Origin of the sequence: Methylobacterium sp. WL103 (genome assembly GCF_008039885.1) — a bacterium.
GTDB lineage: Bacteria > Pseudomonadota > Alphaproteobacteria > Rhizobiales > Beijerinckiaceae > Methylobacterium > Methylobacterium cerastii.
The window spans coordinates 1-7646 of sequence record NZ_VRUX01000174.1 but is presented as its reverse complement, the minus strand read 5'-3'; the positions used below and the strand labels follow the sequence as shown (position 1 = coordinate 7646).

General features: G+C 70.3%; 7 protein-coding genes. 3 read left to right on the top strand and 4 right to left on the bottom strand.

Features of this window, described 5'->3' with window-relative positions:
• The first annotated feature begins 10 nt into the window (after positions 1–10).
• On the top strand, positions 11–790 hold the full coding sequence (locus tag FV222_RS12490; RefSeq protein ID WP_147814471.1) for a tetratricopeptide repeat protein: 780 nt from the start codon (positions 11–13) through the stop codon (positions 788–790).
• Between the two features lie 198 nt (positions 791–988).
• On the opposite strand, the gene FV222_RS12485 is transcribed toward FV222_RS12490, so the two are convergent.
• The gene (locus FV222_RS12485) at positions 989–1612 is read right to left on the bottom strand and encodes a glutathione S-transferase family protein (protein ID WP_147751878.1); all 624 of its coding nucleotides are present in this window, start codon (positions 1610–1612) and stop codon (positions 989–991) included.
• A 189-nt stretch (positions 1613–1801) separates the two neighbouring features.
• Between FV222_RS12485 and FV222_RS12480 the strand changes: the two genes are divergently transcribed.
• Positions 1802–2974, top strand: a complete 1173-nt coding sequence (locus tag FV222_RS12480) for a zinc-dependent alcohol dehydrogenase (protein WP_147762300.1) — start codon at positions 1802–1804, stop codon at positions 2972–2974.
• A 31-nt stretch (positions 2975–3005) separates the two neighbouring features.
• Here FV222_RS12480 and FV222_RS12475 read toward each other — a convergent pair whose 3' ends face one another.
• Both FV222_RS12475 and FV222_RS12470 read right to left on the bottom strand, forming a co-directional pair.
• Positions 3006–4031 (bottom strand): GNAT family N-acetyltransferase, encoded by a 1026-nt coding sequence (locus FV222_RS12475; protein WP_147762299.1) that lies wholly within the window; start codon positions 4029–4031, stop codon positions 3006–3008.
• A gap of 196 nt (positions 4032–4227) precedes the next feature.
• Complete coding sequence (locus FV222_RS12470; protein ID WP_348644091.1) at positions 4228–4650, bottom strand: DUF2780 domain-containing protein; 423 nt, start codon at positions 4648–4650, stop codon at positions 4228–4230.
• A gap of 103 nt (positions 4651–4753) precedes the next feature.
• Here FV222_RS12470 and FV222_RS12465 point away from each other — a divergent pair, with 103 nt between their 5' ends.
• Complete coding sequence (locus FV222_RS12465; protein ID WP_147762298.1) at positions 4754–6286, top strand: helicase HerA-like domain-containing protein; 1533 nt, start codon at positions 4754–4756, stop codon at positions 6284–6286.
• Positions 6287–6319: 33 nt separating this feature from the next.
• Here the strand turns inward: FV222_RS12465 and FV222_RS12460 are convergent.
• A partial coding sequence (locus FV222_RS12460) for a DUF2252 domain-containing protein (RefSeq protein ID WP_147814468.1) occupies positions 6320–7646 on the bottom strand: 1327 nt, incomplete at its 5' end.

The window sequence follows — 7646 nt, the reverse complement described above, 5'->3', positions numbered from 1 at the left end:
GGTCGCGTGCCTGCTCGTCGGCGCTCCCGCGACGGAAGCGCTCGACGCCAGCGTCCGCACGCCGGTGCCCGAGAAGAACTACCGCAGTGCCAAGGACGCGCTGCGGGCGGGCGTGCGCGAGTACAACGCCGGCGACAAGGAGGGCGCGGCCCGCGCGCTCGAATACGCCGCCGACCAGGGCCACGCGCTGGCCCTGTGGAAGCTCGGCCGGATGTACGCCGAGGGCGACGGCGTCCCGCACGACGACCTCAAGGCGTTCGAGTTCTTCTCGCGGATCGCCGATTCCGGCACCGACGACGGGCCCGACGCGCAGACCTCGGCGGTGACGGCGAGCGCCTTCACCGCGCTCGGCAGCTACTTCCTCGACGGGATCAAGGGCACCTACGTGCGCGCGAACCCCGAGCGGGCCTACGACATGTTCAACTACGCCGCGTCGTACTTCGGCGACCCGAACGCGCAGTACAACCTCGCCCGGCTCTACCTCGACGGCACCGGCGTCGAGGCCGACGCGCGCCAGGCCGCGCGCTGGTTCAACCTCGCCGCCGAGAAGGGCCACCACCCGGCCCAGGCGCTCCTGGGCGACATGCTGATGACCGGCATGGGCGGCGTGCCGGTACAGCGCGTCCGCGGCCTGATGTGGCTGTCGCTCGCCCGCGACGGCGTCGAGGGCCGCAAGGACGCCTGGATCGTCGCGCTCTACGAGAAGAACTGGGCGGCAGCCAGCGACGAGGATCGCGCCGAGGCGCAGGCCCAGGTGCAGACGGTCGGCTCGATCAAACGCCGCCGCTAAAGCTCCGGCCGGGCAATCGCTCGAAAGCGCTTGCCCTGTTTTTTTGCAGCCTCAATCGCCGGCGCCCGCCTCCGCGGGCTCAGGCTTTCGCTGCGCTCGACGCTTTTCAGGACCAAGGTCCTGAAAAGCCCGCTCCGCGGGGCGCTCTTCGCGCCCTGAAGCCGCCGAACGCGGCTTCAGGCGATCCGACGACCCCGATCAGCCCTTGCGCGCGGCCATGGCCGTGACGAAGGACGGGCGCGCCAGGATGCGGTCGACGTAGGCCGCGAGCTTCGGCCAGCGCGCGGCGTCGACCTTCGCCTCCGCGAGGTGGAAGTTGTAGAAGCCGGCGGCGATCGAGATGTCGGCGATCGAGAACGCGTCGCCCGCGAGGTATTCGCCCGCGATCTCGCCCTCGAGGTGGTCGAACAGCGGCGGCAGGTCCGTGTCGAGCGACTTGACGACCAAGGCCTCGTCGCACGGCTTGCCCATCATGGTCGGCTTCATCACCCGCTCGCGGAACGCCACGATCAGCGGGCTGAACAGCTCGGTGTCGCCGAACTTGTCGAACCAGATCGCGCGGCCGAGCGCCTTCGCGTCGGCGGGCATCAGCGCCGGCTCGGGGTGCTTGCGCTCCAGGTACCAGAGGATCGCCGAGGAATCGGCGAGCTTGAAGCCGTCGTCGTCGATCGCGGGGATCTTGCCGAGCGGGCTCGCCGCCTGGAACGCCGCGTCGGGCGCGTGGAACATGCAGGGCACGTGCTCGTAGGATGCGCCCTTCTCGGCAAGCGCGACGAGGATCTTGCGGACGTAGGGCGAATAGCCGGTGCCGTAGACGATCATGCTGGTTCTGGACCCGTTGGGTTGTCGGAAGCGCCAAGCCCCTACCACGAATTGGGACGAACCTTCCCTGGTGCCGGCTCATGCGGCCATTCGACCGTTCGGCCGGAACTTGGCCGTACGAGCTCGGGCTTAACCGTACGAGCCCGCGCCACGCGGGTCCTGCGATTCCCCCGTCACGAAAGGATTTTCATGAAAGCGCTGTGCTGGCACGGCAAGGGCGACATCCGCTGCGACACGGTTCCCGATCCGCGGATCGAGGATGCCCGCGACATCATCCTCAAGGTGACGTCCTGCGCCATCTGCGGCTCGGACCTCCACCTGATGGACGGCCAGATGCCGACCATGGAGGCGGGCGACGTGCTCGGCCACGAGTTCATGGGCGAGGTCGTCGAGGTCGGCCAGGGCTTCACCAAGTTCAAGAAGGGCGACCGCGTCGTCGTGCCGTTCAACATCAATTGCGGCGAGTGCCGGCAGTGCCGGCTCGGGAACTGGTCGGTCTGCGAGCGCTCGAACCGCAACGGCGCCATGGCGGCGGCGCAGTTCGGCTACCCCACCGCGGGCCTGTTCGGGTACTCGCACCTCACCGGCGGCTATGCCGGGGGCCAGGCCGAGTACGTCCGCGTGCCGATGGCCGACGTGGCGCCGATGCTGGCGCCCGAGGGCGTCGACGACGAGTCGCTCTTGTTCCTCACCGACATCCTGCCGACCGGCTGGCAGGGCGCCGAGCATTGCGAGATCAAGGGCGGCGAGGTCATCGCGGTCTGGGGTGCGGGTCCGGTCGGCCTGTTCGCGATCCAGTCGGCCAAGATCATGGGCGCCGAGCGCATCATCGCCATCGACACGGTGCCGGAGCGCCTTGCGCTCGCCCGCACCTACGGCGCCACCGACATCATCGACTACGCCAAGGAGGACGTGTTCGAGCGGATCAAGGAGATCAGCAAGGGCGAGGGCGCCGACGGCGTCATCGACTGCGTCGGCATGGAGGCCAGCGCCGGCCACGGCGTCGCCAGCCTCGTCAACACCCTGCAGGAGAAGCTCACCTCGACCGAGCGGCCTTACGCGCTGATGGAGGCGATCAAGGCGGTGCGGCCCTGCGGCATCGTCTCGGTGCCCGGCGTCTACGGCGGCCCGATCCCGGTCAACATGGGCATGATCGTCCAGAAGGGCCTGACCATGAAGAGCGGGCAGACGCACGTGAAGCGCTACCTGGAAACGCTGACCAAGCTGATCCAGGCGGGGAAGATCGACATGACGTCGATGATCACCCACCGCTCCACCAACCTCGCCGACGGGCCGGACCTCTACAAGACGTTCCGAGACAAGAAGGACGGCTGCGTGAAGGTCGTGTTCCACCCGAACTGAGCGTTCGGGCGGCGGATCGCCTCCGGGTGGATCACGCCGCCCGCTTGTTCGCCGTCGGCGCGAAGTGGCCGAGGTAGCGCGTGCCGATCGCCGTCACCGGCAGCACGACGAAGACGTCGGTGGTGCCGAACTGGCGGTCGATCACCGCCCCGTCGCCGAAGGTGGCCCCGACGCGGAGGTACCCCTTGATCAGCGGCGGCAGCGCCTGAAGCGCCGCCTTCGGCTCGATCGCCTCGCGGTCGAGCCGGTCCATCGCCACGTAGCGCTCCGGCAAGGCGCGGGCGCACCAGCCCTCGGGGGCGCGGGCGTGGTGGTGCAGGAAGCTCAGGGGCAGCGCGAGGCGGGCCGGATCGGTGCCGTCGAGGCTTGCGCAGCCGATCAGCGCGTCGACGCGGTGGTGCAGGACGTAGGCGTAGATGCCGGCCCAGAGCAGCTCGACGGTGCGCTTGGTGCGATAGGGCTTCAGCACGCAGGAGCGGCCGAGCTCGAGCAGGCGCTTGCCGGGATGCGCGGCGAGCAGCGGCGCGATGTCGAACTCGGAGGCCGAGTAGAAGCCGAAGTTGCGCTCGGCCGCCTCGCCGCGGAGCAGGCGATAGGTGCCGACCACCTTCGGGCGCGCCTTCCGGAACGGCTTGGCGTCGGTCGCGGCGTGGTCGATCACCAGGAGGTGGTCGCAGACCGCGTCGTAGGCGTCGACGTCGCGCCGCGACAGCATCGCCATGCCGGTCGGAATCGCCGACATCTCCTCGTAGAACACTTGGTAGCGCAGCCGCTGCGCCCGGCGGATCTCGGACTTGCGGGTCGCGAGGCAGACTTCGAGGTTGCCGATGCGGCCGAGGCTCGGGCCCAGCTCCGGCAAGGCGTTACCCGCCCCCTTGGCCTTGAAGCGGATCGGGGTGGCGCCGGGCGGGATCAGGCTGCGGCCGCCGAAGCCGGGCAGCGTCCCGTCGGCCGACTTGCGCTTCAGCTTCGCGATCGGCGACTCGACGTTGTCCCACCCGTTGGCCCGGATCGCGTCCCAGGCCGCGGAGGCCCCGCGCGTAAACTTCGCGACCATGGTCGACGCCTTCCGGGGCTTTCCGAACGCGCCCCCGCGGGGCGACCGGCTCCAGGCCCTGGAACCGGACACAACCACGAAGCCCGCACGCTTTTATGACAGGCCCGCGCCGACGCCCGTGCACGCCCCGCGAGGCCGCCGAAAACGCCCCGCGAGGCCGCCGAAAACGCCCCGCGAGGCCGCCGGTCGTCCGGTCTCAGACGAACTGGTTGAGGCCGGGGACCGAGCCGACGATCGGCCCCATCACGTCCTCGCCGGCCTTCTCGCGGCCGTAGGCGAACAGCTCCTGGCCGAGCGGCTGCATCTGGCCCATCGGCACGCCGGCCGACATCAGCTTCTGGCCGAGCGCCATCACGCCGCCGCCCATCATGCCGCCGAGCATGCCCATCAGGCCGCCGCCGCCGCCCTCTTCGGCGTTCGAGGTGGCGACCAGGGACTCGGAGCCCGGCATCGACGCCATCAGCTGGCTCACCTCGGTGGCGGGGCCTTCCTTCTGGAGGAAGGCCAGGATGTGCCCGATCGCGGTCTGCGCCGTCGCGGCATCGAGGCCCGTGCGGTTGGTCACGCGGGCGATGAGTTCTTCCATGGTCGGCAGCTCCCGAGGGTGTTTCCTCGTCATTCGGGCCTGGACGCGCGGAAATCAAGCCGAACGCCCGCGCATCTGGCAAAGCCGGCCTCCGGCGCCCATAACCGTGACGATCGGCGCGAAGGGGATTGGGCGGATGGCGGGCGACGGCAGCATCCTGGTTGGAAAGAGTCCCCAGAAAGCGGGGCCGCCGAAGCCGGAGGTGCTGACGCTCAAGCTCGCCAACCGGCACGGTCTGGTGGCCGGCGCGACCGGCACCGGCAAGACCGTCACCCTGCAGGTGATGGCCGAAGGCTTCTCGAACGCCGGCGTCCCGGTCTTCGCGGCCGACGTGAAGGGCGACCTGTCGGGGCTGGCCGCGGCCGGCGAATCCAAGCCCGTCTTCGTCAAGCGCGCCGAGGAACTCGGCATCGCCTACGAGCCCGACCGCTTTCCAACGGTGTTCTGGGACCTGTTCGGCGAGCAGGGCCACCCGATCCGCTGCACCGTGACCGAGATGGGGCCGCTGCTGCTGGCACGCCTCCTCGAACTCAACGACACGCAGGAGGGCGTACTCAACATCGCCTTCCGCGTCGCCGACGAGAACCAGTGGCCGGTGATCGACCTGAAGGACCTGCGCGCGCTGCTGGCCTTCTGCTCGGAGAACCTCAAGACGATCTCGGGGACCTACGGCAACGTCTCGGCAGCCTCGGTCGGCGCGATCCAGCGCCAGCTCCTGATGCTCGAGAACCAGAACGCCGACCGCTTCTTCGGCGAGCCGGCCCTGAACCTCGAAGACTTCATGCGGACCGACCGCGACGGGCGTGGGTTCGTCAACATCCTGGCCGCCGACAAGCTGATGCAGCGGCCCCGGCTCTACGCCTCGTTCCTGCTGTGGATGCTCTCCGAGCTGTTCGAGCAGCTGCCCGAGGTCGGCGACCTGGAGAAGCCGAAGCTGGTGTTCTTCTTCGACGAGGCGCACCTGCTGTTCAACGATGCGCCGAAGGCGCTGCTGGACGCGGTCGAGCAGGTGGTGCGGCTGATCCGCTCGAAGGGCGTCGGCGTCTACTTCGTGACGCAGAACCCTCTCGACGTGCCTGAGACGGTGCTGGGCCAGCTCGGCAACCGGGTGCAGCACGCGTTGCGCGCCTTCACCCCCCGCGACCAGAGGGCCGTGAAGGCGGCCGCCGAGACGTTCCGGCAGAACCCCGGCTTCGACGTGGCGGAGGCGATCACCCAGCTCGGCGTCGGCGAGGCCCTGGTCAGCTTCCTGGAGCCGAAGGGCACGCCCTCGGTGGTCGAGCGCGCCCTGATCGCCCCGCCGCAGGGTCGCGTCGGGCCGCTGACGCCGGCCGAGCGCGCCGACCTGATCGCCAAAAGCCCGCTGCGCGGCAAGTACGACGAGGCGATCGACAGCGAGAGCGCCTACGAGATGCTCGCCAAGCGCAAGAACCTCGACGCCGCCCCGGCCGAGGCGGCGCAGGCCTCGGAGGGGGGCCTCGGCGGCCTGCTCGGCGGCATCGTGGGCAGCGTCTTCGGCAAGCCCGCCGCCAAGGCCGGCCGAAAGGCCCCGCAGAGCCTCGCCGAGCAGGTCGTTTCGAACGCCGCGCGCTCGATGGCCCGCAGCGTCGGCACCCAGGTCGGCAACGCCATCCTGCGCAACGTGCTCGGCGGGTTGATGAAGCGGTAGCGCCGGGGCCGGCCCCGCGCTGGCCGCGTCAAGTCAGAGGCAGGGATCGTCCGCCGCCTCGAGCCGGCCCGACGCGATGGCGGCGAGGAAGGCCTCGTAGTCGGAAGCGTTCCGGTCGCCGTAGGCGTGGGCCCAGTCGGCCAGGGCCTCGCGCAGGTCCGCATGCCGGTCCTTGCCGCAATAGCCGGCGATGGCGGCGGCGTCGCCGGTGCGGGCATGCGCGCGGGCGAGCAGGGCGCCGTAGGCCCAGGAGAAGTACAGCAGCGGCTGCCCGGTCATGCACGAGACCGGGATCTCGCCCTTCATGTTCTTCATCTGCCGCACGTAGAACGGGCGGTCTTCGATCGTGGTCCAGCCGAGCAGCGGGTCTCCGACGCCCTGGAGCAGGCGCTGGCCGTAGATCACCCGCTCGCCCTCGTGGCTGGCATAGGGCTCGGGCATGCCGGGCAGGTAGGGGGCGTGGGCCGGGCGCACGGCCTCCTTCACCTGCAGGAAGAGCACGTCCTGGTCGGAGTTGCCGCAGAGCAGCGCCACGTAGGCGCGGGTCCCGACGCTGCCGACCCCGACGACCCGGTGGGCGACGTCGACGACGTGGTAGCGGCTCAGCATGAACCGGCGCTCGCGCGGCAGCGTCTCGGCGTAGTGCTCCAGCCCCGTGATCACCGCCTCGCGGGTCTCGTCGTCGACCCCGGTGAGGATCGGGGCTTCCTCGCGAAAGCGCCAGCCGCCGTCGACGCGGCGCTCGCCGACGCGGGCGAGCAGGCTCTGGTTGTTCTTCTTGCGCGCCTTCTCCACCGCCTTGCGCACCACCGCCTGCGACGCCTCGTCGATCCGGACGCCCGAGACGTCGAGCCGGTCGGCGCGGGTCGCCTGCTGCCAGACGTCCAGCGAGCCCTGGGGCGCGAGGTCCAGCATCGTGTGCTGGTAGCCGCCGACCGCCGCCATCACCGCCTGCCGCCGCGCCTCGGCCGGAACCGCATCCTCGCGGGCGGCGACCTCGATGCTGGCGACGAGCCGTTTCAGGTCCCACTCCCACGGGCCGATCGTCACCTCGTCGAAGTCGTTGAGGTCGAGCACGACGTCGCCCTGCGGCGTCCCGAACAGGCCGAAGTTCGAGATGTGCGCGTCGCCGTTCATCACCACGTTGATGTCGCTGCGCGGGCCGTGCGCGAGGTCCCAGGCCATGACGTGGGCGGCGCCGCGCAGGAACGCGAAGGGCGAGCTCGCCATGCGCGCCACCCGCAACGGGACGAGCCTCGGCTGGCGGCCTTCGTGCGCCCCCACGATCAGGTCGACGGGGTCCGGCCGGTCGGAGGGAAGGTCGAGGGCGGCGTGGGCTTCGTGCGGCACGGCCTCGCGC

Coding starts and splice junctions, on each gene's coding strand:
- FV222_RS12485 (WP_147751878.1), bottom strand. CDS start 1,612: ATGATCGTCTACGGCACCGGCTATTCGCCCTACGTCCGCAAGATCCTC.
- FV222_RS12480 (WP_147762300.1), top strand. CDS start 1,802: ATGAAAGCGCTGTGCTGGCACGGCAAGGGCGACATCCGCTGCGACACG.
- FV222_RS12475 (WP_147762299.1), bottom strand. CDS start 4,031: ATGGTCGCGAAGTTTACGCGCGGGGCCTCCGCGGCCTGGGACGCGATC.
- FV222_RS12470 (WP_348644091.1), bottom strand. CDS start 4,650: ATGACGAGGAAACACCCTCGGGAGCTGCCGACCATGGAAGAACTCATC.
- FV222_RS12465 (WP_147762298.1), top strand. CDS start 4,754: ATGGCGGGCGACGGCAGCATCCTGGTTGGAAAGAGTCCCCAGAAAGCG.